At 40.8% G+C, this 23004-nt stretch carries 18 protein-coding genes; 9 read left to right on the plus strand and 9 right to left on the minus strand.

Annotated features, from left to right (window positions below; genetic code table 11):
* The first annotated feature begins 13 nt into the window (after positions 1-13).
* Positions 14-1210: an FIST signal transduction protein gene (locus LRQ06_RS00910; RefSeq protein ID WP_232764563.1), complete on the plus strand. Its 1197-nt coding sequence runs from the start codon at positions 14-16 to the stop codon at positions 1208-1210.
* A 5-nt stretch (positions 1211-1215) separates the two neighbouring features.
* Complete coding sequence (locus tag LRQ06_RS00915; protein ID WP_232764564.1) at positions 1216-2949, plus strand: response regulator; 1734 nt, start codon at positions 1216-1218, stop codon at positions 2947-2949.
* A gap of 225 nt (positions 2950-3174) precedes the next feature.
* On the opposite strand, the gene LRQ06_RS00920 is transcribed toward LRQ06_RS00915, so the two are convergent.
* A complete protein-coding gene (locus LRQ06_RS00920; RefSeq protein WP_232764565.1) occupies positions 3175-5043 on the minus strand; it encodes a methyl-accepting chemotaxis protein in 1869 nt (622 codons plus the stop codon).
* Positions 5044-5485: 442 nt separating this feature from the next.
* Here LRQ06_RS00920 and LRQ06_RS00925 point away from each other — a divergent pair, with 442 nt between their 5' ends.
* The 5 genes from LRQ06_RS00925 to LRQ06_RS00945 are packed head-to-tail and all read left to right on the plus strand — an operon-like array spanning position 5486 to position 11193.
* The gene (locus tag LRQ06_RS00925) at positions 5486-6733 is read left to right on the plus strand and encodes an ABC transporter substrate-binding protein (RefSeq protein ID WP_232764566.1); all 1248 of its coding nucleotides are present in this window, start codon (positions 5486-5488) and stop codon (positions 6731-6733) included.
* A 34-nt stretch (positions 6734-6767) separates the two neighbouring features.
* Positions 6768-7667, plus strand: a complete 900-nt coding sequence (locus LRQ06_RS00930) for a carbohydrate ABC transporter permease (RefSeq protein WP_232764567.1) — start codon at positions 6768-6770, stop codon at positions 7665-7667.
* Positions 7667-8536, plus strand: a complete 870-nt coding sequence (locus LRQ06_RS00935) for a carbohydrate ABC transporter permease (protein WP_232764568.1) — start codon at positions 7667-7669, stop codon at positions 8534-8536. The genes LRQ06_RS00930 and LRQ06_RS00935 overlap by 1 nt, the downstream gene beginning before the upstream one ends.
* Before the next feature lie 6 nt (positions 8537-8542).
* Entirely contained in the window at positions 8543-10066 is a 1524-nt protein-coding gene (locus tag LRQ06_RS00940) for an apiosidase-like domain-containing protein (protein ID WP_232764569.1), read from the plus strand.
* Positions 10067-10077: 11 nt separating this feature from the next.
* Positions 10078-11193 (plus strand): ABC transporter ATP-binding protein, encoded by a 1116-nt coding sequence (locus tag LRQ06_RS00945; RefSeq protein WP_257794070.1) that lies wholly within the window; start codon positions 10078-10080, stop codon positions 11191-11193.
* Positions 11194-11202: 9 nt separating this feature from the next.
* On the opposite strand, the gene LRQ06_RS00950 is transcribed toward LRQ06_RS00945, so the two are convergent.
* Together LRQ06_RS00950 and matP are read right to left on the minus strand one after the other, a co-directional pair.
* The gene (locus LRQ06_RS00950; RefSeq protein ID WP_232764570.1) at positions 11203-11523 is read right to left on the minus strand and encodes a DUF3634 family protein; all 321 of its coding nucleotides are present in this window, start codon (positions 11521-11523) and stop codon (positions 11203-11205) included.
* An 18-nt stretch (positions 11524-11541) separates the two neighbouring features.
* Complete coding sequence (gene matP / locus LRQ06_RS00955; protein ID WP_232764571.1) at positions 11542-11991, minus strand: macrodomain Ter protein MatP; 450 nt, start codon at positions 11989-11991, stop codon at positions 11542-11544.
* Positions 11992-12165: 174 nt separating this feature from the next.
* Between matP and LRQ06_RS00960 the strand changes: the two genes are divergently transcribed.
* Positions 12166-13827 (plus strand): S16 family serine protease, encoded by a 1662-nt coding sequence (locus tag LRQ06_RS00960; protein WP_232764572.1) that lies wholly within the window; start codon positions 12166-12168, stop codon positions 13825-13827.
* A 66-nt stretch (positions 13828-13893) separates the two neighbouring features.
* Positions 13894-14412, plus strand: coding sequence for a bifunctional 3-hydroxydecanoyl-ACP dehydratase/trans-2-decenoyl-ACP isomerase (fabA, locus tag LRQ06_RS00965; protein WP_232764573.1), 519 nt, complete (start codon positions 13894-13896; stop codon positions 14410-14412).
* Between the two features lie 157 nt (positions 14413-14569).
* Here the strand turns inward: fabA and rmf are convergent, their stop codons facing one another.
* The 6 genes from rmf to pyrD form a co-directional block, all read right to left on the minus strand.
* Positions 14570-14743, minus strand: coding sequence for a ribosome modulation factor (gene rmf, locus LRQ06_RS00970; RefSeq protein ID WP_232764574.1), 174 nt, complete (start codon positions 14741-14743; stop codon positions 14570-14572).
* Positions 14744-14904: 161 nt separating this feature from the next.
* Positions 14905-16656: a DUF3466 family protein gene (locus LRQ06_RS00975; protein WP_232764575.1), complete on the minus strand. Its 1752-nt coding sequence runs from the start codon at positions 16654-16656 to the stop codon at positions 14905-14907.
* Positions 16657-16666: 10 nt separating this feature from the next.
* Positions 16667-18577 carry an ABC transporter ATP-binding protein gene (locus tag LRQ06_RS00980; RefSeq protein ID WP_232764576.1) on the minus strand — a complete coding sequence of 637 codons (1911 nt, stop codon included), beginning with the start codon at positions 18575-18577 and terminating at the stop codon, positions 16667-16669.
* Between the two features lie 71 nt (positions 18578-18648).
* On the minus strand, positions 18649-20784 hold the full coding sequence (gene rlmKL, locus LRQ06_RS00985; RefSeq protein WP_232764577.1) for a bifunctional 23S rRNA (guanine(2069)-N(7))-methyltransferase RlmK/23S rRNA (guanine(2445)-N(2))-methyltransferase RlmL: 2136 nt from the start codon (positions 20782-20784) through the stop codon (positions 18649-18651).
* A gap of 462 nt (positions 20785-21246) precedes the next feature.
* On the minus strand, positions 21247-21795 hold the full coding sequence (locus LRQ06_RS00990) for a cell division protein ZapC (protein WP_232764578.1): 549 nt from the start codon (positions 21793-21795) through the stop codon (positions 21247-21249).
* 178 nt (positions 21796-21973) lie between these two features.
* On the minus strand, positions 21974-22984 hold the full coding sequence (gene pyrD, locus LRQ06_RS00995) for a quinone-dependent dihydroorotate dehydrogenase (protein WP_232764579.1): 1011 nt from the start codon (positions 22982-22984) through the stop codon (positions 21974-21976).
* Positions 22985-23004: the final 20 nt, after the last annotated feature.

Below are 23004 nucleotides of genomic sequence, written 5' to 3' on the forward strand. Positions count from 1 at the left end.
TGTACAAAAACCTATGAATCTGATTTCAATAACTTCTCAAGCAAACAACGCAAAGAAAGCAGTCAAAGAGCTAACTCGTGATATTGCTACTCATAATAAATCGTTATCAACGTACGTTATTTACTTCACTGATAACTACCATGCAGAGGATTTATACGAAGCACTATCTGAATCGTTACCTGACATACCATTTATAGGATGCACATCCTGTAAAGGTGTTATGACGGAAAAAGGATATTTCGAAGAACCAGCCATTGCTTTACTGGGAATTTACGACGATGGCATTAGTGCTTATGGCACGGGATTTTCTGACTTAAACCATTTCTCAAATGATATAGAACTCGCAACAGAATCAGCAATAAAGCAAGCCTTGAAAACAGCGAACAGAGTAGGAGAGGTCCCAAGCCTTATTATTTTGCATTCAACTCCTGGAAATGAAGAGCAAATTATTCGAAGAATGGACAGTTTTTTTGGCACATTAGTTCCCATCATTGGAGGTAGTTCCGCAGACAGTACCCTCAATAAAAGCTGGGCTGTCATTTCTGATAAAGCGTTTTCAAAAAGCGGGATAGCACTCTCTTTACTTTTTCCCTCCAAATCTGTCTCATCAGGATTCAGTGCCGGATACTCACCAACGGAGTTTGTCGGCACCATAACAAAATCAGATGGAAGAGTTATTTACGAAATTGATGGAGAACCGGCAAATAGCATTTATTTGGAGTGGATCAGTGATCATTCCAATATAAAACTTGAAGATAACATTTCACTTGAATACATCACTAGTTTTCCGTTAGGTAGAGTTGTTGGCAAACTTTACGAGCAGCCATATTATAAGTTGACTCATCCTCTGAGCTTGGATAGTGAAGGGCCGATGGCGGTTTTCGCCAACGTCGAAGAAGGCGAAGAAATAACATTAATGACGGGGCATAAGGAACAACTTGTTAACCGGGCATCAAGAGTAATAAAAGAAGCAAATGCTAAAAATTATGCGGAATCTGTACCTTTAGGCGCTATACTGATCATATGTGCAGGTGCAATGCTTAGATTGGGAGATGACATTCACAAAGTTCAGGAACGAATATGTGAACAATTACACAATCAACCTTTTATTTGCCCTTTTACATATGGAGAGCAAGGACGATTCACCGGGGGTCAAAATGCTCATGGAAATCTTATGATTTCAACAGTTATTTTCTATGAGTCCGAGTAAGTATTATGCATGTAGATGATGTTGAAGCATTAACAGAAACCTTGCTGGAGTTAAAACAAAGCAAGGAGCGAGAAGCACGGTTAGCAGAAGAAAACCGGGTTATCCTGGCGACTTTGTCGTCATTAAGTACAGCAGAAAACAAATACCAGATTTTTGATGAACTCAACAAAGTTATTGCTAAATACATTCCGTTTGATGAATTCCTTGTCATTTCAAAGCCTAAAAGCAGTGATTTTTACAAAACATTCCTCAGCTCTAATTCTACCTTTGAAGATAAAACCTGGACTCATGGAGACAAATTCAAAAGAGTACTATCCGGCGAAAGCATTCTTCTGTACGACCCATCTTCATTACCGGAATTTACACTAATTCATCAAACCCTGAAATGCACCATAAAATCAGCATTAATAACCGGGATAAAAGGGCAGGTAAATGATTTAGTTTTATTATTAATCGGAAACACATCTGGAAAATTCAGTGTTCAGAACAAACAAACTCTTTCACGTTTCAGACCATTATTAGAAAGAGCAATCATCGATATTGAATTAAAAGAAGAATTGCAAAATCTGGTTGAACTAAGAACGAAAGAATTACAGGAAGCAAGAATAACAGCTGAAAAAGCGAATCATACTAAATCTGAGTTTCTTGCCATGATGAGCCACGAGATCCGTACCCCCTTAAGCGCAGTTCTCGGTATCATTGATGTGATGAGAGAGAATACAAACTCTGAGCAAAGCGTTTTACTGGAAAAAATGGAAGGTTCTGCTGAACTTCTTCATACCATCATCAGTGATATTCTTGATTTAAGCAAAATAGAATCTGGTCAGTTTCAGCTGCATTGCGAATGGGTTTGTTTAAACAGCAAGCTGTCCTCAGCTTTCGAATATTACCGGACATTGGCTGAAACAAAAGGGCTGACATTTAAACAAAGAGTCAATATTCAAAACGATTATATGCACTATGTTGATCCTGTCAGAATTGTTCAGATAATTTCTAATCTGGTTGGCAATGCAGTTAAATTTACTGAGAATGGATCCGTCACGCTCTGCGTCTATTCATCTTCAGATCAATTGCTGGTCAAAGTTAAAGATACCGGCATCGGAATTAGTAAAACCAGAATCTCAAATCTATTTAATCCGTTTTATCAGGTTGAAAATGGGAAAAGACGCCAGTTTGGCGGAACTGGGTTAGGATTAACAATTACAAAAAAACTCATTGATTTGATGTACGGAAAAATCAGTATTAACTCTAATCCAGGAGTCGGGACTGAGTTCGAAGTTTCAATTCCTTTAGTCAGCAAAAAATGCAAAAAAGAAATGTTGGCTGAAAAAACAAACAACAGTCTTTCAGAAAACAATAAAATTACAGAGAACACATCGACCATCCTGGTTGTAGAGGATACGAAAACGAATCAGATGGTAATTAAGTTGTTATTAAATCAACTTGGTTTTGATGTCGCACTGGCATCCAATGGAATAGAAGCCTTACAGATATTGGAAAGCCGGTGTTTTGATCTCATACTTATGGATATATCGATGCCGAAGATGGACGGTTTCGAAACAACAAAAAGAATCCGGGAACTGGAAATAAAAACCCCAATTATTGCGCTGACAGCACACAGCATCACAAATGAAAAAGTTAAATATTTATCTTCGGGTTTTGATGATGTCATAATGAAACCAACAAGGAAAAAGAAACTGGGCGCAATCATATCTCATTTCCTGGAAAAGCAGAGCTAATAATCTGAACGTAAATCTATGATTATACAGATGATTATTAGCTATTTTATGGTAAATATGGTTATGTTTAATGAGTGCCATATACGAGATAGTAGGTAACAGATAAGGAACAGACACAATTCACATCAAACATTCCATTTAACATAAGATAGATAATACGTACTAATGGTGTTAGAACCATTTAGTAATGTCCAGTTGAACTCCGGCCTATTGTTTAGGCATCTCTCAGACAATGAATTGACCGAGAATTTCCTCCTGTTTATTGGTCTTGTCAGCCTGAGATTGTGTCGCGACTTTCACATCATCAGCTGATTTAAGCACGTTTTCACTAATCTCTTTGATTTTGAGCATATTGGCGTTAATCTCTTCAGCAACCAAACTTTGTTCTTCTGCGGCAGATGCAATCTGTACATTCATGTCGTTAATGTGTTGAATACTGGTCCGGATTTTCCCCAACGCAGTCTGTGCTACTTGAGATTGCTCAACTGATTCAGTAGCTTTGTTCATACTTTCTTCCATTGAACGGGAAACAGAAGCGGTACCTGACTGAAGCTGTTCGATCATGGTTCTGATTTCGGTGGTCGATTTCTGAGTACGTTGAGCTAATGTCCTGACTTCATCAGCGACAACAGCAAAGCCGCGACCAGAATCACCCGCCCTTGCCGCTTCAATAGCAGCATTCAAGGCCAACAAGTTAGTTTGGTCAGCAATATCATTGATAACTTTCAAAATGGTTTCAATATTGTTTGATGCGTTTTCGAGGATTCTTACTTTCTCGACGGCGTCACTAATACGTTCAGATAATTCATAAATTGAAGTGGTCGTATATGTGACAACCTCAGTTCCTTCAACCGAAGCCTCATCAGCTTCTTTGGCAGCACTTGCCGCTCCCTGGGCATTATTGGAAACATCAGAAGCAGTAGCGGCCATTTCATTCATTGCGGTAGCTAATTGGTCAACTTCCTGCATTTGAGAGTGCATATCATCTGATGATTGATCCGTACTTTTCACAATATTAGTAATACCGCTCAGAATATCCTGGCTAATGGCTTTAGATTGTTGAATCTGCTGCTGTAGTGTGCTGGTAAATTGATTAAATCCAAATGAAAGCTCCGAAAACTCCTGATCTAAATTTGTATTCAGGCGCCGAGTTAAGTCACCTCTTCCAGATGCAATATCCTGAATGGCAATGTTCAATGTGCTCAGTGGCCTCATCAGATAGTTCATTAGAATGGTTAAAATAATAATGCTTACGATGACACCCAGTAAGGTATAAATAACGGCATCATTCCTTAATTTTGTCAGAGCCTTGAAGGCAATGTCTTTATTAACAATTGCACCGACATACCAATCTTTTCCTGGAAGTCTGGTGAAATTAATGAGAAAATTTTTACCATCTAATTCAAAATTCTGCATGCCAGCTTTTAGTTGGACGTTTGGCAGAAAATCTGTTAACGGTCTACCTACATAAGCCTTATCTGGATAGGTAATTGTGATCCCTGTATTACTCACAAGAAATAGATGGCCCGCATCAAATAAATTGACTGAATTGACGAGTGTTGATAAGTCTGACAGGCTCAGATTAAAGAAAGTACTTCCGACAAGTTGCCCGGATTGGTAGATGGGCACTGCAATTGAAATGATCATCTCTTTGGTTGCGGCACTAGCAAACGGCTTAGTTACAATGAGTTTTTTTTCCTGAACGGCTTGCTTATACCAAGGACGCTTACGGGGATCATACCCTTTTGGCAGTTTGTTCGTTCCGTTTTTGACAATACTTCCATCTCTTTGATAGCCGATTCCGCTTCCGATAAACTTCGATTTTAGTTCAGGCTGACTGGCAACTGCATAAACGTAATCTTTGTTCAGTGGGTTCAAACTGATAGTTTCGGCGAACATTTTAGCCATACTCTCTTTGGCTGATAGTTCGTTATGAACCATTTTGTTCACGCTACTGACTGATTCTTTGATAGTTTTGTTGACAAATGATTCAATATTCTCCTCCGTCACACCAAGTTGATGAAAAGAAAGGCTCGAAAGTGACAAAACCAGAATTAAGGATGATGCAGCAACTACTTTTTGCTTAAACTTCATGTCATATCCTCATATGGAGATTAAGAGCACATATTTTCTAAATTTATTATTTGAATATAGGCATTATATAATATTTTTGATTACTTTGTTTTTACATATAATCAACTTAAATAGTTTAATAATATTACATATACGAAATATACAGTTATGCATCTCTCTAAAGACTTAATTTTTCTGAATCTGTCTTTGATTTTATTCAACAAATAAATGTGGTTCTATTAATAAGCAGTTTGTTAATAAAATGTGATCTATATAGTAAACTCGAAAATACGATGCGAAATTAATCACATTTGGTGAACAACTAAGTAGAGCATCAAGCTTATTACGAGTATTTTGAATAAAAAGTTATTATCGAATATATATTCATAGATATAACCAAAAAATAAGTCATTTATGCCAACTCGTTGGGACACAAGCTACCTAAAAATGTTTGGAGACGACTATGAAATGGGAACATATGCTAAAGGCTACTATGTGGTCGCTGCTAATCCTTCTTAGCAGTGTCACTACCACTGCAAATTCGGCTACATTAAAGATATGGACACTGACATTCGACAACAATGACATCAATGTTGCGTGGAAAAAACTGATTAAAGATTACGAAGCAGAAAACCCAGGGACTACTATCTCTCTTGAAAGCCGTTCTATAGACCAGCATAAAGCGGCATTGAGGATTGCGGCTAAATCCTCACAGGGACCGGACATCTATTTCATGTGGGCTGGTCCAGGGCTCGGAGGGGAGTTTATCCACGCAGGACTTGCACTGCCAATGGACAAATATTACGAGCAATACCACTGGGATCAAGAGCTATTAAGTGCAGCAACCGCCTTTTCTAAGATCTATAAAAATCACAGATATGGGATTCCTTACACGTTCCATGCTGAAGGACTTTATTTTAATAAAGCCTTATTTAAAAAAGCAGGTATTACCACCCCACCTAGCACTTATACTGAATTAAAAGCTGATGCTGAAAAACTCAAGCAAGCTGGTATTCCCGCGTTCACCTTTGGTGGCTCTGTAAACTGGCACTTAATGCGACTAATGGATGTCATTTTAGAAACCCAATGTGGAGCTAAAACACACGACTCACTAACTAATCTGAAAATAAGCTGGGCAGCAACACCATGTGTCACCCAAAGTTTTGCAGAGCTGTCTGACTGGGCACAAAATTACATTCTTTCCCCCTTTATGGGTATTGATCAAGCCCAAAGCTTCAATCTGTTTCTTGCAAACCGTGCAGCCATGATGTTAGAAGGTGACTGGCTGGTCGGACAGTTAAATAGTACTAAACGTGAAAAGAATTTTGATACATTTCTATTTCCAACCGATACGAACCGGCTCTACGGTTTTGCGGAGTATTTCTATATTTCATCTAAGAGCAAACACCAGGATGCGGCAGCAAAGTTCCTCAACTACTTAATATCCACCAAAGTACAGCAGGAAAACCTTGGGATTTTCAATACAACCTCGGTTAACCGTCATGTTAAATACAACAATCCAGGGCCACTTACGAAAAAATGGATGGCCACCTTTGAGCAATATCAGCAGATGTATCTCAATGGTGATCAGGCTCTTCCTTTAGATGTCACCACGGAGTACTGGAGAGTGATCAATCAGGTTGCAGCAAAAAACCTAACGCCTAAATCTGCAGCTGAAGAAATGCAGAAATTCATCAACGAGATCCAGTGACAACACGTTTATAACTAACAAGGCTGGAAAGATTATGTCCAAACTTAAACTCTCTTTAAGCCCGTCAAAACAGGGCTATCTTATGATAGCCCCAGCCATGATCGCGTACCTTTTGTTTGCAGTCTATCCGATGGTCGATGTCGTACATATGTCATTTTCATCCTGGGACGGTCTTGAAGCACATAGTACATTCGTTGGACTAGAAAATTACCGGGCGATATTCAGCTCAGATCCTGTATTCTGGACTGCATTTTTTAATACCATCTGGTGGACACTCTTTGCCGTAACGATCCCCAACCTGTTTAGCTTCGTCCTGGCTTTAGGGCTTAATCAGCTTATTCCGGGCCGGTCAGTCATACGAGCGTTATATTATCTACCGTATATTATTGCTCCCATCGCTGTTGCCACTATTTGGAAATGGATGTATGACCCTTTTTTTGGTCTATTTAACCAAATACTAACAAACTTAGGACGACAAAACTGGATCGTCGACTGGCTTGGTGACCAAAACATTGCACTTTGGTCAGTGTTCACAGCTTATTCATGGGAACAAATAGGCTTTTCGATGGTATTGTTCCTTGCCGGACTGCAAAATGTCTCAAAAACCCTACTGGAAGCAGGACGGATTGACGGAGCCGGACGCTGGGCCCTATTCCGCTATGTGACACTTCCGGCACTGAAACCATCTATAACCATCGTCTTTATATTATCGCTGATCAATTCATTACGGGCTTTCGATATCGTATACGGCATGACAGGAGGAGGCCCGGCTCAGTCAACTCAAATGCTCGCAATGTGGGCTTATACGCAATCAATGCAATTAGGTAACTTTGGACGGGGTGCCGCGATCTCTGTAATTTTGCTGATTTTTACCATTGCTATCATTGTTCCCTACATGAAGTGGATGGCAAAAAACTCCAGGGAGGTAAAATAATGATTAACACACTTCAACAGGCTTTTCGCCCTATTGGCTCTGCTAAAGCAGATCCATTACTGATCATTCTCTGGCTGTTCCTTGTTGTTTTCGCCATAGTCTGGATCGCCCCTTTTGTATTCATTGTCTTCACTTCACTGAAATCGAACAGCATTGTCATGGGTTCAAGTGCTTTCTCATTACCCTACCCACTGGAAATTAGTAATTTCACCAATGCATGGGAACGGGGAAACTTTGCCACAACCGCTTTTAATAGCGCCCTGATTACTATCATTAAAGTACCTCTGGGACTATTTATTTCTGCCATGGCAGCCTATGCTCTATCTCGTATCCATATGAAATTCGAAAAATTTTTCTATTTGTTAATCCTCTTCGGAACTATGCTACCTTTTCAGGTCATGCTGGCTCCGATCTTCCAGCAGGTTAATGCGTTCGGTCTAATCAATACCTATCCTGGTATTATTCTCCCCTATCTGGCATTTGGAGTTCCTTATCAGGTTTTCATTCTGTACGGTTTCTTTTCTGCTATTCCGAAAGAATTATCGGAAGCAGCAAGAATTGACGGAGCATCGCATTTCACTATCTTTTGGCGCATCTTTCTCCCTACTTCTGTTCCGGTTCTTTCTGCTCTGCTGATTATCGATTTTGTCGCAACCTGGAACGAATTTGCGATGGGATTGGTAATTCTTCAAGACCCGAAAATGTGGACCTTACCACTAGGACTAATGAATTTTCAGGGACAATTCCAAAGTGACTACGGACAGCTCAACGCCGCAATTATTATGACAGTACTACCTGCCATCATCGTATTTCTCATGTTTCAACGCTATTTTGTCTCCGGAATGACCTCTGGAGCGGTAAAGGAATAATTCATCATGACAACTATTCACTGCTACGACGTATTCGAACTGCGTTTACAGGGACCTCAATCAGGTAATCCCTATAGAGATGTGACGCTTCACGCAATATTTAGACTGGGCAACCAAACCCGCCGCATAACCGGATTTTACGATGGTGCCGACGAGTATGTGATCCGCTTTATGGCTCCCTCTATTGGTCAATGGTCCTATATCACTATGTCTAATAACAATCAACTGGATGGTCATCAGGGAGAATTTGACGTAATAAACGCTCGTGATGGTATTCATGGTCCGGTAAGAGTGAATCAACGTTTTCATTTTGCACACGATGACGGAACCCCCTACTATCCTTTCGGTACCACCTGTTATGCCTGGGCTCACCAACCAGAAGAAATCCAAGAACAAACTCTGGAAACATTGGCAAAAACTGACTTCAATAAAATCCGTATGTCTATTTTCCCCAAAGACTATCCGTTTAATACCAATGAAGCTCTTTTCCCGATGTTTATGCCAAAGACAGATGGTAGCATGGATTTTAACCGGCCAAATTCAGAGGCTTTCCGCCACCTGGAAAAACAGATTATACGACTCGGAGAACTAGGTATCCAAGCTGATTTGATTCTATTTCATCCTTATGATCGTTGGGGCTATGCCACAATGACAGAAGAACAGAACCTTGCCTACGTCACCTATGTAGCAGCTCGTTTTTCGGCATTTCATAACGTCTGGTGGGCACTGGCTAATGAGTATGACTTTATGCTAGATACCATACCTATGCGAACTTGGGATCAATTTTGTCATCTTCTCGAAGAAAATGACCCAAATCAGCACTTACGCTCGATCCATAATGGTGAACAAAGTATGAATTTTGATCACCGTAAACCATGGATCAGTCATGTGTGCATTCAGAACTGGGATGTCAAACGTACGCAGGAATGGCTTAACCTGTACGGTAAACCCGTCATCAATGATGAAATGGAATATGAGGGTAATATCTGGCCATGTTGGGGCAATATAACAGGGCAGGAACACGTGCACCGTTTTTGGATCACAGTTTTACGCGGAGGATACGGAGGACACGGTGAAACTTATACCGATCCTGACGATCAGATCTGGTGGGCGAAAGGGGGCAAGTTACATGGTGATAGTTGGCCACGGATTGGATTCTTACATAACCTTCTCAAACAAGAAGGAATTCAGGGATTAAAACCAATCAACCCGGAATTCACGTTCCCATGGGACAGGATCTCTGGCGCTATAGACCTTGATGAAAAAGTTCGCTTTATCTATTTTGGCGAGCACCAGCCAACGCAGTGGATGACTGGTTTACCAATTGACAATGACAACTATGACGTTGATTTGATTGATACCTGGGAAATGACCATAACACCAGCACAGAAAATAGCCTCTTTTGTACCGCATCCCATTCGCCACGGTAAGATTACCCGTGGCGGCAAAGCCGAAGCGGCTTTTGCCGTAAAAATGCCTGGTAAACCCTACATGGCCCTCAGAATTCGTCCTGTCAATAAAGAGAACTAAGGAGGTTCCACATGGCATCAGTAGAAATATCTGCAGTAAAAAAAGTTTACGGTAACACCACAGAAGTAATGCACGGTGTTGATGTCCCAATTAATGACGGCGAATTTGTTATTCTGGTAGGACCGTCAGGATGCGGCAAATCGACACTACTACGCATGATCGCAGGACTGGAAACCATCTCTGATGGTGAAATCAAAATTGCCGGCAATCGGGTCAATGAGTTGGAACCAAAAGATCGCGATATTGCTATGGTTTTTCAGAACTACGCACTATACCCACAAATGACTGTTGCTCAAAATATGGGATTTGCCCTCAAACTAGCCAAACGCCCTTCGGAAGAAATTGCAACAGAAGTACAAAAAGCAGCAGAGATATTATCTTTGGATCACCTGCTCGACCGAAAACCAGCTGAGTTGTCGGGTGGTCAGCGACAGAGGGTTGCGATGGGAAGGGCAATTGTTCGTAATCCCAAGGTATTTCTATTCGATGAACCGCTGTCAAATCTAGATGCGAAATTACGGGTTAAAATGCGAAGTGAAATCAAAGCACTGCATCAGCGTCTAAAAACAACTATTGTATATGTAACTCACGATCAAATCGAAGCAATGACCATGGCTGATAAAATTGTAGTTCTTAACTCTGGTCGAGTCGAACAGATCGGAACGCCCTTAGAACTGTATGATCACCCCTCCAACCTTTTTGTTGCTACCTTTATGGGTAGTCCCGCGATGAATATCTTACCCGGAGTGGTTAATAAAAACAGTATCTGTATTGCAAATAAAATCGAGATTCCTTTAAAAGTCAGCCTACCGATCGGAAGCGAAATTCTATACGGTATTCGCCCTGAGGATATATCACTTAATGGTAACAATATAACGCCAACCCGCATACAAGTTCTTGAACCTACCGGCTCAGAAACCCACGTTATCACTCAACTGGGAAATCAAGATATTACCGTAGTATCTAAACAGCGTATTCATGCAAAAATTGGAGACATGCTAAATATCTGTCTCGACAGTCCAAGAGCACACCTTTTTGACCGAGAAAGTGGTAAGCGTATAATTACAGAGAGTTATCCATATTTAAACAGCATAACCGCCCGGACAGAAAATGTGGAATGTTTATAAATAACGCAGCTAGCTATTTTGTCTCTTACGACTTAAATTCGCATTATATGACGAAAAAGGAAAAACATTTCTTATCCGTTGTCTGACGTTTTTAGGAACACTGGATGAAAATATGATTTTGATGCCGGTTCGCTGCCGGTATGCTTTTATCTGGCCATCAAATGGTGTTTTAGAGATGATTTCCTGAAGGTTGTGCTGAAAACTTGGTGTTATATGTCCTTTTACCTTATCTATGTGCCCCTTGGTTATGTGAACTTTTAAAATCGGTCGATCAACAACCGTTAACCAAAATATGATTGCTACAACCGCAATAAATAAAACAGTAGTCATTTTTTGCTCTCAACAATTTTATTCAGACAAGAGACGACTTAAATCTTCTTTCAGTGAAGACATTGTCTGGCTCGCTTTTTCACTTTTCGCCGCCTCGGAAAGCAAATACTCAATAGCTTCCGATAATGTACATCCCAGTTCATTCGCACGAACGGAAAGCTTTTCCCATACTCTGTAGTCTAAATCAATTGATTTCTTTCTTGTGTGAACTTGCTCCGCATTAAAGTGACGTTTTCTTTTTGCCCGAATAGCTTGTTTCAGCTTATTATCCAAATTATCAGCCATATGCTGCTCTATCCATGTCAGCACTTTGGTCGGTTCATGCTCTATCTCTTTTAGCTCGGATATCGCTATATCTTTCTCACTCTGATCAATATATCGGGTAATTTCGGTACCGTCTTTCCAGCGATTTATAAGATACTGCCATTTCCAGCCGCATTCTAAATTTTCAAGTTGTTGATATTTCATCTGCTTACTGCTTCATTTATGTACAATTGCATGGGTGACAGCGTAACCCCAAATGAGTATTTATTCAAATTTTATCTATTAAAAATAGATGATTGTCGTAATATGGAAACTCACCTATGACCCTTTCATGTTTTTCTATATAATTCATGACAAAATCATTTCAGTAAGAAACCAATGTTCAAAGAAATCTGGCAACAGGTAACACCACAATTTGATCAATATGATCAAATATTGAGTCAATACAGCAAGATAACTAAATCTGACTTTTTTTCATGTCAACCAAGACTGTCTGCTGCTATCGATTCATTAATCAAATTAAAAAACTTACCTGGTATTCTTTTAATTAATAGCTCCGATAATCCGGTTTACCGTGAATTACTTGCCAAAAAAATCATTCAGACCATCGACAACGAAGACACTCCGGTTATAACCAGTGAGACACTGTCTGCTACTGAAATGTTCCCTATTCTTCAGGCCGAAAAAGGGTATATCATCAACGAGATGCCCGGATTGCTGGACCATGCAAACGGAGGCTACCTTGTTATCTCCGTAAACTGGATTTTAGCCAATGCTAAAGATTGGCCGGACTTAAAAGCGGCTGTTCTTGGCTACCCGATTAGCGGTAGAAATTGTGATCCACGCTCACCAATACACGCACAGTGGTCAAAGCAATACAATGTAAAACTGGTGATGCTTGGTGACAGAGAGCAACTAGCAAATCTGGAGTATATTGATTCCGAATTAAGGGACGGTCTGTCAGTATACAGTGAAATTGAATCAGAGTATTTTTTGAATAGTGAGTCAATAGAAAATTATCTTTCATATATCAAATGGTTAACTAAAGAGTATCAATTACCCGAACTCACCTCTGACGCCATAAAACGACTCCTGACGCATGGCGTTCGCTTTACTGAAGATCAGCATTATGTTCCGACATCTTTAATCTGGATTCGCTCCATTCTTGAAGAGGCCAGCATACTCAGTAATGATGATTGTATCGATGAGCAACAGATACAAAATGCCATTGATAGAAAATATTTTCGTGAAAGCTATCTTCCTGAACGTGCCGCCAGTGACATTCTTGAAGGACAAGTTCTCATTGAGACTCAAGGCACTCAAATTGGTCAGGTTAATGGCCTAACGGTTATTGACGTGGCTGGCCACCCTATTTCTTATGGTGAACCGGCCAGAATATCTTGTGTTGTTCATTTTGGAGACGGAGATATCAGTGATGTGGAACGCAAAGCGGATTTAGGCGGCAGCCTGCACGCGAAAGGCATGATGATCATGCAGGCATTTGTAAGCAGTGCACTGAAATTAGATTCCCCATTGCCCTACTCTGCATCCATTGTCTTTGAGCAATCCTATAGCGAAGTGGATGGAGACAGTGCATCACTAGCAGAAGTGTGCTCCTTGCTAAGTGCTTTATCCGAAATCGGCATTGACCAACAGATTGCCGTGACCGGAGCCGTAGACCAATTTGGCCGGGTTCAGGCAGTCGGAGGACTGAATGAAAAAATTGAAGGTTTCTATCGGGTATGCAAGCATCAAGGATTTACCGGCTCGCAAGGTGTAATTTTACCCAAAACAAATCTAATCAATTTGTCTCTTCATGCTGACGTTGTAAACAGTATAAAAAATAAAGAATTTCATCTATGGCCGGTAACCAATGTTGATGAAGCGGTACCTATTATCCTGAAACGATCTTTCAAATCTCAGGAAAATTCAAAAGAACTCAGTATTGTCGAAGAAATTATAAAAAAAATCGAGAAACTCGATGGTATATCAGAACATAATTCAGTCTGGCAAAAAATAAAAACATATTTTTGTCACTGATCGGACTTGTTTAGCGTACACGTGTTCACTAACATGCTCGCTAACATAAACTGGAGTTAATTAATAATGCAAAATAAACGTGAATCTTATAATCGTGACGACCTTCTGGCATCAAGCCGTGGTGAATTATTTGGTCCGGGATATCCTCAATTACCAGCGCCTAATATGCTGATGATGGACCGTGTTGTTAAAATGTCAGAAGATGAAGGCGATTTTGGCAAAGGTTTAATTTTAGCTGAATTGGATATTACTCCAGATCTATGGTTCTTTGATTGCCATTTCCCTGGTGACCCTGTAATGCCTGGTTGTCTTGGCCTGGATGCGATGTGGCAACTTGTTGGTTTCTTCCTCGGCTGGGTTGGCGGAAAAGGCAAAGGTCGTGCTCTTGGTGTGGGTGAAGTTAAGTTTACTGGTCAGATTCTACCAACTGCCAAAAAAGTGACTTATGAAATTCACATGAAGCGTGTTGTTAACCGTAAATTAGTTATGGGATTAGCTGACGGACACGTTCTAGTTGATGGTAAAGAAATCTACGTAGCGAAAGATCTTAAAGTTGGCCTTTTCCAGGATACTTCTGCTTTTTAAGAACTGAGAAAGTATAAAAATAACGGTAAATTTTGCCGTTATTATTTTTACCAAACCATTTAGTTATAGTGCGTTAGCGGTGCATTTAAAAGCCCCGATACAACGGGGCCAGTTTTTTGTTTGAATTTTTATTGATGCATGTAGAAAATTACGTCAGCTATTTGTAAAGACCTTGATGTTTGTCTTCTCTGGCATCTCGCCAGCCCCCCATCCAATAAGACCTAGCATCCATCTGTTGATACGGACAAGCGTCGCTCGAACGTCCATTCAAACCCGCTTTATATCCCTGAGACTGAGCCCTTTCCAGGCGATCACGCTTTTGTCTCTTCATAATTAAGTCCTCATACATTTTTATGTGATTCATTTCAACTATGACAGTTGTGTGGAATTTTTATGACCACATCATTAAGAATCGCTCATAAAACGGTCAGACTCAAGGAGGAATTTTAGGCATATCATGATATGTGACATGCCCCTATTATTGACAAAAAATCACTTTTTACGACGATACATCAGAAAACCAAATAAACCCGCAAGTCCCAAAAATCCAAATGAACCACCTTTGCGCTCAACACTCGTTGTTTCATAGCCACGGGCACTGATATCACTACTGGTTGCACCCGCTATAGGAATAAGCTGGACAGCCACTGTTTTCTCTGTGCCACTACAAGATGAATCATTTGTTGTTGCGCTATAACCACCAGGACACTTAATCGCTGTCGCCGCAATCACACCGGCATCATTAATATCATTAGCACTTAGAATACGATAAGCATTATTGGCCGAACTATATGTTCCACCATTAGTCAGATCATCCAGTATCCATGCAGCATTGCTAAAAATAGCTCTATCGTAATCATTAGAACCATCATAATATGGATAAATAAAACCTCGTTTACGACGCGGCTTACCTTTTACTTCTCTGGATGTTTCCGTATCAATCTGACCGACTATTTCATTTTTATTATTGATGGCATTAGCATGACCTCCAGCCCCTGTAAAACCAATATTTCCCGTACCATCAGAAAAATAAGTCGCTCCGGTAACTTCACCGGAACTTACAGTAGATACATCTGGAATAACAAAAAGTTTATTGGAATAAGCACCACCAGAGGCATGATCATTGTCCAGTTTAGACTCACCAATAGCAACTAAGTTATCATTGATACCTGTTAACCGGGTGTTGGAGTAATTGCTGTCTCCAGATGTCACTTCAGCATTCTTCACTAAATATTGTGACCAGGTAGCACTCGTATAAGTAGATAACGGCGCGGTAAATACAGTCGCCGTCATATAGTATCTATTGTTTAAGTAGCTGTTGTATCCCACAGCATAAATCGTTGAACCATTTACAACAAAATCCCGGATACTTCCTTCAGCCAGATAATCATCACCACTGGTATTTGTCGAGTTTTTCCAAGGTAACTCCGTAGGAGCAGCCCCAGTTTCCCAAATAGCCGCTTTACTGGTGTAATTATTATCACTTGTATTAAAATCAGTCGAAACACTTCCAACGGTATAGTCTGTTGAACTGTATGTTTTTGTTTTAAATGCTCTTACTTTAGGATAAGTAGTTGTGCTGCTTGTTGATGGATTAGGAATAACTGAATCGCGCCTGTCAGTATTACTGAATGACAACCTGAAACCATAGGATTCCGAATCAGTTGAGCCAGTCACGACACTGTTAAATAAACTACTTGTCGTCATACTTAGTGACAACGATGAACTCATTTCTGTCGTTGTGTCGTCAGAAATACCAGAGCTTTGCATAAACGGGTAAGCAGTGACTGTCGTTCCAGTAAGCTCACGGTTTCGTTCATTCCAAAAAACTGTAGCCCAGCTATCACAAGTCGAATATCCAAGTTCATCTGAGCAATAATCAGAAAAATCAGACTCAGAACTTAAATAAACATCATCTTTATAGTTGTATAAACCAAATGGTACTTCTTCCTTAAAACTGGAACCGTCCACTGGTTGGCCTGCCATTGTTTTCTGATAGCGGGTTTCTCCGGATAATATATAGGCATAGTCTGAACCGTCATAACATGCAGTTCCTGAATCAAAACAGTCCTCAGAGCCATCTGCAGGCTCAATTGCTGTTCCAAACGAACTTTTATAATCTGTTCCATACGTTAGGCTAGAAGGTGGAGTCACCTCAACAATCCTATAAAGCGCCGCACTGGCATGAAAAGACGAAAGCATAGCTACCGTCAACGCTGTTAATTTAATTGAATGATTTTTCATTATTATTTATTCACTGTCCTAAAGCTTCTAACTCTTCCCAACGCTCAAAAGCAGCTTCAAGTTCTGCCTCTGTATTAGCAAGATCATCTAAAACCGGCTGAGTAATGTCGACACTCTGCGTAAAAAAAGTGGCTTCATTTACAACGGCCTGCAACTCGTCCACCCGGGCCTCTAACTGCTCTAACTTTTCCGGTAACGCTTCAAGTTCACGCTGTAACTTATACGAAAGCTTTTTACCGGGCTTTTTCGGCTGAGATTTTGGCTTATCAGCTTGTTTTTGTTCTGATTTCAGCTTTTTCTCATCGTTAAAGCGGCTGGCTTGTACCTGTTTACGTTGTTGCTGAGCGTCGTGATAACCACCGACGAATTCTTCAATTTTTCCATTACCTTCAAAAATCCAGCTCGACATCACCGTGTTATCCACAAACTGACGATCATGACTCACTAAAAGTAATGTTCCCTGATAATTGGCAAGCAAATCTTCTAAAAGTTCCAATGTTTCAATATCTAAATCATTGGTTGGTTCATCCAAAACTAATAAGTTGTTCGGTTTGAGGAAAATCCTTGCCAGCAATAACCGATTTTTCTCCCCACCAGACAAAGCTTTCACCGGTGTTCTGGCTCGTTTTGGCGCAAAAAGAAAATCCTGCAGATAACTCAAAGCATGCCTCTGGCGGCCCTGAACCATGACTTCCTGTTTACCATCGGCTAAGTTATCGATCACGGATTTCTCAGGATCAAGAATTTCCCGATATTGATCAAAATACGCAACTTCTAACTTAGTTCCACAATGCAGATGGCCACCTGTGGGCTGGATTTCTCCCAACATCAACTTCAAAAGTGTACTTTTACCACAACCATTCGGGCCAATTAAAGCTATTTTATCACCACGCTGAATAGTAAAACTAAAATTATCAATAATTGACCGGCCTTCTATCTCATATTTAATATTTTCAGCTTCAAAAACAATTTTCCCAGAGCGAACCGCATCATCTATTTGGATATTGACTTTCCCCTGAACATCACGTCGCTCGCTTCGTTCCATTCTTAATTTTTTAAGCGCTCTGACCCGGCCTTCATTTCTTGTGCGTCTGGCTTTAATTCCCTGACGAATCCACACTTCTTCCTGGGCCAATTTTTTATCAAATTCCGCATTTTGAAGCTCTTCTACCCGCAAAAGCTCGTCTTTCCCAAGCAGGTACCCGTCGTAATCACCTGGAAACGAAGACAAAGCCCCTCTGTCCAGATCAACAATGCGCGTTGCCATGGATTCAATAAAGGCTCTGTCATGAGAAATAAAAATGATGGACCCTTTGAAATCCTTAAGAAACGATTCCAGCCATTCGATGGTGGTGACATCCAGATGGTTAGTCGGCTCATCCAACAGCAATACGTCAGGGTCACAGACTAATGCCCGAGCCAATGCCGCTTTTCTTTGCCACCCGCCAGAGAGTTCTGTCAGCGGTGTTGATCCATTCAGACTCAGTGAGGTAAGAACATTCGTGATTCGATCTTCAAACCGCCATGCGCCAGCATATTCCAGTTGTTCCTGAATTTTTGCTAGCTTATTGATATTGGATTCCGTCGGATCCGTCTCGACTTTAACTAACTGCTCCTGATACTGTTTCAGTAACGCCCCCGACTCGGCCAGCCCTTCGGCAACATAATCAAATACCGTGCCCGACTCATTTCGTGGTGGATCTTGTTCTAAACGGGACACTGTCACATCCTGCGCCACCACCACTTTTCCGTCGTCCAGCAGAACATCGCCGGCCAGTACCTTCATCAGCGTTGATTTACCTGCACCATTACGACCAACCAAGCACACCCGTTCATTTTCTTCTAATGCAAAGTCGGCATTGTCGAGCAATGGATGATCGCCAAAAGCCAGCATCCCATTGTGAATATTAATTAAAGCCATATACAAATAACCATTATGTCTACACATAACAAAGGGCCTGTTACCGGGCCCTTTGTTCAGATTCTTGTTTCTTATTTATTTCGGGTCACTAACCAGCAGTTATGAATCTGCTTATTTCGAGAAAAATCAACAGGAAGTGTTTTAGACGAAATATTTTCAGCATTAAGACCCAACTGTTCAATTCCCTGAATATCCATTTTAAAGTGACGTTTATTGTTTGAAAACACAATAGTGCCATCCGGGCTCAAAATTCTTTCCAAATGCGACAATAACTGTAGGTGATCTCTTTGTACATCAAATGTGGCGGACATTCGTTTCGAATTCGAAAATGTCGGCGGATCAATGAAAATAAGATCATACTGATCCGTCGCTTTTTCAAGCCATTGCAAACAATCTGCCTGGATAAACTGATGCCGGACCCCTTCATGCCCATTCAAGGACATATTCTGTCTGGCCCAGTCTAGGTAAGTTTTGGACATGTCCACCGTCGTCGTTGAAGCTGCACCACCATTAGCGGCATGAACGCTGGCAGATCCGGTGTACGCAAATAAATTTAAAAAGCGTTTATCCGCGGCCATCTGACCAAGCATGCGGCGTGTTAGCCGATGATCTAAAAACAGCCCGGTATCCAGATAATCCTGCAGATTGACAATAAAGCTGGCCCCATATTCCTGAACCACAAACTGCTCGGACTGTTTTGACAGAGCCTGATACTGAGATTTGCCTTTCTGTCTTTCCCGAACCTTCAGAATAACATTGTTGGATTCCACATCCAGAGTATTCATGATCGCACGAAGCATATCCGTCAGACGGCGCTTCGCTTTTTCCGGTGCGATACTTTTCGGCGCTGCATACTCCTGTACGACGACAAACTCACCATAAATATCAATGGCTGCATTATATTCCGGCAGATCGGCATCATAAACACGGAAACAATCCAGTCCTTCTTTACCTGCCCATTTTGCCAGCTTGGTAAAGTTTTTCTTCAGGCGATTGGAAAAATCGGGGGCAACCAAAGTTGATTGTTGTTCCCTGCCAGAAGCATTCGCATTTTCAGCCTCTTCCCGGACTGCAATATCATAAATTTTAAAGTGACACTGTAGCGATCCGTTAGCTATTTTATAGTGTTTCCCGGCACGCATCCGCAAACAACTCAGCAACTCATCATTGCTGGATAACAGTGCCGCCTGACATCCTGGGAAAAATTGCTTTAGTTGGGCTCCGAATGCGGAATACAGCGCAATCAGGCTTGGTTCAGTTCCTAGCCGCTCTCCGTATGGGGGATTCGAAAGAATAAAACCGTCCGCAAAATTTTCGGGACACTGTAACTTTGCAGCATCGCCTATTTTAAATTCAATTAAAGAATCAACACCGGCGCGTCTGGCATTCGCTTTTGCTATCTCTATCAATTTTCGATCGATATCCAACGCGAAAAACGGCGTCGACGCCTGTTTTAGCCCTCGTTTTCCCGTTACTGAGGCTTCCGCTTTGACGGTATTCCAAACATCAGCATTAAAATCAATCAGTGATTCGAAGCCCCACTTGTGACGCATACTGCCCGGGGCAATATTTGCCGCTATCAGGCAAGCTTCGATAAGTAAGGTCCCGGAACCACACATAGGATCAAGTAATGGCTTATCCGGCGTCCAACCGGAACGTCGTATCAGTGCAGCCGCCAGCGTTTCACGCAATGGTGCTCCGCCGGATTCACGCCGATATCCGCGAATATGCAAACTACCACCCACCATATCCACACCCAGAATGGCCTGATCTTTATGAAGACGAACATGAAGACGAAGATCAGCACGATCCTTATCGATCGTTGGACGAGGCAGGTTCTTTTTCACAAAATGATCAACAACGGCGTCTTTGACCTTCATTGCGCCATACTGGCTGTTTCTTATTGAACGGTTGGTCCCATTAAAGTCCACCACAAAACGTCTTGAAGAATGAAATACGTTAGGCCAGGCAATGGAATTAGCACTCAGGTACAAGTCCATATCATCATTACAAGTGAATTCTGACAAAATCTGTATAAAACGAGACGCGATCCGACTCCAAAGACAGCAACGGTATATGAGTTCCTGATCGGCTTTAAATTTAACTCCGGCCTGAACGGGTTTTGGGTCCTCGACACCCAGTTCTTTTAATTCATCCGCGAGGAGATTTTCCAGTCCTCTCGACGTTATTGCTAAATATTGACGCATAATTATTTTCTAGAAATCAAAACGGTCGACAGTATAACCGAGACGTCTCTATTAAGCGAAAATTTCTCTGAAAACATCTCACCTTTTCTCTTCATTTTCTTATTTAAAACGAACCAACGCCAAACCATATTATTTTCACTATCAATTTTACTGATACATAAAATCAAGCGCTACAAAGTAAGTGAGTATTTATTCACGTCAAATATTGGTATATACCAAATGGCGAATTCAGCTGTAATTAGATTACAGAATTACGATAAAAGCGGAAGAAAATAGGTAAAACTGAAAAATAACCGATAAGGTTCTAGCAAAAATAATTGCCTGATTTTTATTCTTTCTGCAGCTATCTCACAAATAAGATGTACGCTGTATCATTGATAGACCAGATTACAAACAAAAAAAAATCGGCCGAAGCCGATTTAAAACATTAATGGAAAAATAAAAATAGCTAATGTATGAAAACTAACTCACCATAGAAAATGTCTCTGGTTGAAATTTAATACTGGGCATTCCCATCCGGTCATGCATCACTTTAATGACATCCGAAAATTTAAGATTCTTTGTCGAATTCAAAGCAAAACCATCCGGCTCAACACAAATACACATACTTGAACTGTCCCCTGACTCTATAACGATAAAATGACCATCGTTAAAGTCATTTTTCAGAGAAACTAGTTCACCTTCTCTAGGCGCAAGCACTTCATGAGCGGTCTGAGTATCAAAAAACCAACTTTTAGGCTGAATTGGTTTATAAAATCGTTTTGCTGCAACACAATTCAATACTAACTCAGCTTTACGGGCATCAATCAACGGTAGAAATGATGTCGATTCACAGAATGCCTGATAATCACCTGCATCATCAACAGTAAATTCATTAGTAGAGAAAGCACAATCGACGAGCACTTTAGCCGGGAAGTTCGTTCTGAAAAGCATATCAGCTCCCAAATCAAGCATCAGGTGACTTTCTCTATCACAGAAGTACCAACTCCATTTGTCACTCGGTTTTAGCATTGCTCAAATTCTCTACTTATCGATTACTAAATTGATCTGGTAAAAGACTGCTATATTTACCAACGATTGCTAATTATTTTATAAACGATTAATAAAAAAAAAAGAGGAAATAGAAAACCATTTCCTCTTAAAGATTCAGTAAGATAAGTTGAAAAATACCCGTTGGCTTTTAATTATCTTAAATATTCTTAACAATATTTTTAACTAGACCAGGTCCCTGATAAATAAACCCAGTATAAACCTGAACCAATTTAGCACCAGCCAGCATTTTTTCTTTTGCCGACACAAATGAATCAATTCCTCCCACACCAATGATTGGAATCTCATCACCAAGCTGCTGATATATTTTCTTAATGACTTCAGTGCTTCTCATCTGAATCGGCTTCCCACTCAGACCACCCGTTTCGTTGGCATGTTTCATTCCGGCCACAACGGAACGGTCCAATGTTGTGTTTGTCGCAATAACTCCATCAATTTCATTTTTCTTCAGGGAGTCACAAATCTGCACCAATTCTTCATCCGTCAAATCTGGAGCGATTTTCAACGCCAGAGGAACATACTTGTTGTATTTCTCCGCTAATTCCTTTTGTTTCTCTTTTAACACAGAAAGAAGATCATCCAATGCCTGGCCATACTGAAGCGTTCTTAATCCAGGAGTATTTGGTGAAGAAATATTCACCGCAATATAACCGGCGTATTGATAGACTTTCTCCATACAAATCAGATAATCATCGGCTCCGTTTTCTATTGGAGTATCTTTATTCTTACCAATATTGATACCAATAATACCGTCGTATTTTGCCTTCTTTACGTTTTCAACCAGATGATCAACACCTTTATTGTTGAATCCCATGCGGTTAATAATACCTTCAGCTTCAATAAGCCTGAACAATCGAGGTTTATCATTACCAGGCTGAGGCCTTGGTGTCACTGTTCCGACTTCAACAAACCCGAATCCCATTGCACCAAACGCTTCGATGCATTCTCCATTTTTGTCCAAACCTGCGGCCAAACCAACTGGGTTTTTAAATGTTAACCCCATGCATTCAACCGGTCGGTTTGGAAGATGTTGCCGATAACACAGATCAAGTGGTGTGCCAGTGAATCGTTTAAAATTTTCAATAGCAAGTTCATGTGCCTTTTCGGCATCGAGTTGAAAAAAGCCAGTTCTGGCTAAGCGGTAGAGCATTGTGCCTCCGAAAGAAAAGC

Origin of the sequence: Vibrio salinus, from assembly GCF_021272385.1 — a bacterium.
GTDB classification, from domain to species: Bacteria; Pseudomonadota; Gammaproteobacteria; order Enterobacterales; family Vibrionaceae; genus Vibrio; species Vibrio salinus.

Excerpts from the sequence above, each read along its gene's own strand:
- LRQ06_RS00975 (WP_232764575.1), bottom strand. The coding sequence starts at position 16,656 with ATGAAAAATCATTCAATTAAATTAACAGCGTTGACGGTAGCTATGCTT.
- LRQ06_RS00930 (WP_232764567.1), top strand. The coding sequence starts at position 6,768 with ATGTCCAAACTTAAACTCTCTTTAAGCCCGTCAAAACAGGGCTATCTT.
- LRQ06_RS00925 (WP_232764566.1), top strand. The coding sequence starts at position 5,486 with ATGAAATGGGAACATATGCTAAAGGCTACTATGTGGTCGCTGCTAATC.
- LRQ06_RS00980 (WP_232764576.1), bottom strand. The coding sequence starts at position 18,577 with ATGGCTTTAATTAATATTCACAATGGGATGCTGGCTTTTGGCGATCAT.
- LRQ06_RS00990 (WP_232764578.1), bottom strand. The coding sequence starts at position 21,795 with ATGCTAAAACCGAGTGACAAATGGAGTTGGTACTTCTGTGATAGAGAA.
- LRQ06_RS00915 (WP_232764564.1), top strand. The coding sequence starts at position 1,216 with ATGCATGTAGATGATGTTGAAGCATTAACAGAAACCTTGCTGGAGTTA.
- LRQ06_RS00950 (WP_232764570.1), bottom strand. The coding sequence starts at position 11,523 with ATGACTACTGTTTTATTTATTGCGGTTGTAGCAATCATATTTTGGTTA.
- LRQ06_RS00940 (WP_232764569.1), top strand. The coding sequence starts at position 8,543 with ATGACAACTATTCACTGCTACGACGTATTCGAACTGCGTTTACAGGGA.
- LRQ06_RS00920 (WP_232764565.1), bottom strand. The coding sequence starts at position 5,043 with ATGAAGTTTAAGCAAAAAGTAGTTGCTGCATCATCCTTAATTCTGGTT.
- rmf (WP_232764574.1), bottom strand. The coding sequence starts at position 14,743 with ATGAAGAGACAAAAGCGTGATCGCCTGGAAAGGGCTCAGTCTCAGGGA.
- LRQ06_RS00945 (WP_257794070.1), top strand. The coding sequence starts at position 10,078 with ATGGCATCAGTAGAAATATCTGCAGTAAAAAAAGTTTACGGTAACACC.
- pyrD (WP_232764579.1), bottom strand. The coding sequence starts at position 22,984 with ATGCTCTACCGCTTAGCCAGAACTGGCTTTTTTCAACTCGATGCCGAA.
- rlmKL (WP_232764577.1), bottom strand. The coding sequence starts at position 20,784 with ATGCGTCAATATTTAGCAATAACGTCGAGAGGACTGGAAAATCTCCTC.
- LRQ06_RS00910 (WP_232764563.1), top strand. The coding sequence starts at position 14 with ATGAATCTGATTTCAATAACTTCTCAAGCAAACAACGCAAAGAAAGCA.
- fabA (WP_232764573.1), top strand. The coding sequence starts at position 13,894 with ATGCAAAATAAACGTGAATCTTATAATCGTGACGACCTTCTGGCATCA.
- matP (WP_232764571.1), bottom strand. The coding sequence starts at position 11,991 with ATGAAATATCAACAACTTGAAAATTTAGAATGCGGCTGGAAATGGCAG.
- LRQ06_RS00935 (WP_232764568.1), top strand. The coding sequence starts at position 7,667 with ATGATTAACACACTTCAACAGGCTTTTCGCCCTATTGGCTCTGCTAAA.
- LRQ06_RS00960 (WP_232764572.1), top strand. The coding sequence starts at position 12,166 with ATGTTCAAAGAAATCTGGCAACAGGTAACACCACAATTTGATCAATAT.